This window comes from Homoserinimonas sp., from assembly GCF_056262345.1.
In genome coordinates this window covers 1-2613 of the sequence record NZ_JBACFR010000094.1, presented here as the reverse complement: position 1 = coordinate 2613, position 2613 = coordinate 1, and the positions used below count along the sequence as shown (strand labels likewise).

At 63.4% G+C, this 2613-nt stretch carries 2 protein-coding genes and 1 pseudogene; all 3 read left to right on the top strand.

The genetic code is table 11. The annotated features are described in order from the left end of the window. Positions 1 to 58 precede the first annotated feature (58 nt). Positions 59 to 1600: a 3-isopropylmalate dehydratase large subunit gene (leuC, locus tag AC062T_RS04860; RefSeq protein WP_476027912.1), complete on the top strand. Its 1542-nt coding sequence runs from the start codon at positions 59 to 61 to the stop codon at positions 1598 to 1600. Beyond that, the gene (leuD, locus tag AC062T_RS04855; RefSeq protein WP_108517207.1) at positions 1600 to 2211 is read left to right on the top strand and encodes a 3-isopropylmalate dehydratase small subunit; all 612 of its coding nucleotides are present in this window, start codon (positions 1600 to 1602) and stop codon (positions 2209 to 2211) included. Before leuC ends, leuD begins: the two co-directional genes overlap by 1 nt. Beyond that, positions 2212 to 2613, top strand: a pseudogene (locus AC062T_RS04850) (UDP-N-acetylglucosamine 1-carboxyvinyltransferase); the annotation flags it as partial.

Genomic DNA, 2613 nt, shown 5'->3' with positions numbered 1-2613 from the left:
ACGGTGCTCGGCGCAGCGGGCAAGGCCTGAGCCGAAGTAGACTGTCACGATTGAGCGCATGCCTATTCGTGCGCTCGGATTCGTAGAGAAAGGCATCACTGTGGGCAGAACGCTGGCAGAAAAAGTCTGGGACGACCACGTCGTCACCAAGGGTGAAGACGGCACCCCTGATCTTCTCTACATCGACCTTCACCTTGTGCACGAGGTGACAAGCCCGCAGGCCTTTGACGGCCTTCGCGTGGCCGGTCGTCCGGTTCGCCGCCCCGATCTCACGATCGCGACAGAAGACCACAACACCCCGACTCTCAACATCGATCGCCAGATCGAAGACCTGACGAGTCGCACCCAGATTCAGACTCTGCGCAACAACTGCGCCGAATTCGGCGTGCGCCTGCACCCGCTCGGCGACATCGAGCAGGGCATTGTGCACGTCGTTGGCCCTCAGCTCGGCCTCACGATGCCCGGCATCACGGTCGTCTGCGGCGACAGCCACACTTCGACCCACGGCGCATTCGGCGCGATGGCATTCGGCATCGGCACGAGCGAGGTCGAGCATGTTCTCGCGACCCAGACCCTGCCGCTCAAGCCGTTCAAGACCATGGCCATCACGGTCGAAGGAGAGCTGCGCCCCGGCGTGACGGCCAAGGACATCATCCTTGCTGTTATCGCCAAGATCGGCACCGGCGGAGGCCAGGGCTACGTGCTCGAATACCGCGGCAGCGCCATCCGTGCACTCTCCATGGAGGGCCGCATGACGATCTGCAACATGTCGATCGAGGCGGGTGCCCGCGCCGGCATGGTCGCCCCCGACCAGATCACCTATGACTACCTGGAGGGCCGCCCGCACGCGCCCTCCGGCGAAGATTGGGATGCCGCAGTCGAGTACTGGAACACGCTGGCCACCGATGACGACGCCGTCTTCGATGCCGAGGTGTTTCTCGACGCCAACGAGCTTGAGCCCTTCGTGACCTGGGGAACCAACCCCGGCCAGGGAGTCTCGCTGAGCGACTCTGTGCCCGTTCCCTCGGAGATCGACGACCCCAACGAGCGCGCGGCGGCCGAGCGAGCACTTGAGTACATGGATCTCGAGGCAGGCACGCCCATGAAGCAGATCGCCGTTGACGCGGTCTTCATGGGTTCGTGCACCAACAGCCGCATCGAAGACCTCCGCGCATTCGCGTCGGTGATCGAGGGCAAGACCAAGGCAGACGGTGTTCGCGTCATGGTCGTGCCGGGCAGCGCCCGAGTGCGCCTGCAGGCCGAGGCAGAGGGCCTCGACAAGATCATTACGGACTTCGGCGCCGAGTGGCGCTTTGCCGGATGCTCGATGTGTCTTGGCATGAATCCAGACCAGCTGGCCCCCGGCGAGCGGTGTGCATCCACCTCCAACCGCAACTTCGAAGGGCGCCAGGGCAAGGGTGGCCGCACCCACCTCGTGTCGCCCCTCGTGGCCGCAGCGACCGCCATTCGCGGAACCCTCTCAAGCCCCTGGGATCTGGAGGGTGATAATGAGGCCCCTGCGCAGCAGGCCGCAGACACGCCGATCTATGATGCCGTAGCCCGACAGTTTCCAACCACAGTGAGCGAGGTATCGGCCTGATGGATAAAGTCACGACGATTACCGGTGTTGCTGCGCCCCTCAAGCGTTCCAACGTCGACACCGACCAGATCATCCCGGCGGTGTTCCTCAAGCGAGTCACCAAGACGGGCTTCGACGACGCCCTTTTCTTTGGATGGCGCCAGGATGACGAGTTCGTCTTGAACCGTCCCGAATTCCAGGGTGCCAAGGTGCTCATTGCCGGTCCCGACTTCGGAACCGGCTCCAGCCGCGAGCACGCCGTGTGGGCGCTGCGCGACTTTGGTTTCGCCGCTGTTCTGAGCTCGCGATTCGGCGACATCTTTAGGGGAAACTCGGGCAAACAGGGTTTGCTTACCGGCGAGGTCAGCGAGGACGACATCGAAGCCCTGTGGGCAGCCATCGATGCCAATCCCGGTATCGAGGCGACCGTCGACCTCGAGACGCGAACGGTTTCTGTGGGAGAACTCACAGTGCCATTCGCCATCGACGACTACACTCGCTGGCGTCTGATGGAGGGGCTCGATGACATCGCGCTCACCCTTCGCGACGAGGGAGCCATTACCGATTTTGAGAGCCGCCGCGCCAGTTGGCGCCCGACGACACTCCCGGCACGATCGACGGAGGGTATCTGAGTGAACGCACTCACCAAGGATTCACAGAAGGCAGCGGCCAGGGTGGGACTCACCTCTGACGAGATTGTCATCACCGGCGGAAAACCGCTGAAGGGAACCATCCAGGTGCGCGGGGCCAAAAACCTCGTGACGAAGGCGATGGTTGCGGCGCTTCTGGGGGAGACCCCTAGCGAGCTGCGCGGAGTCCCCGACATCAGCGATGTTCAGGTTGTTCGCGGACTTCTTGAGGTCTACGGCGTCCGCGTCACCAGCCCGTCCACGGGGGAGTTGCACTTCGACACCGCCAACGTTGAAAAGGCGCACTTCGCCGAGATCGATGCGCATGCTGGCGCCAGCCGCATCCCGATTCTCTTCTGTGGCCCTCTGCTTCACCGCCTCGGCGAAGCCCGCATTCCCGACCTC

Excerpts from the sequence above, each read along its gene's own strand:
- leuC (WP_476027912.1), top strand. The coding sequence starts at position 59 with ATGCCTATTCGTGCGCTCGGATTCGTAGAGAAAGGCATCACTGTGGGC.
- leuD (WP_108517207.1), top strand. The coding sequence starts at position 1,600 with ATGGATAAAGTCACGACGATTACCGGTGTTGCTGCGCCCCTCAAGCGT.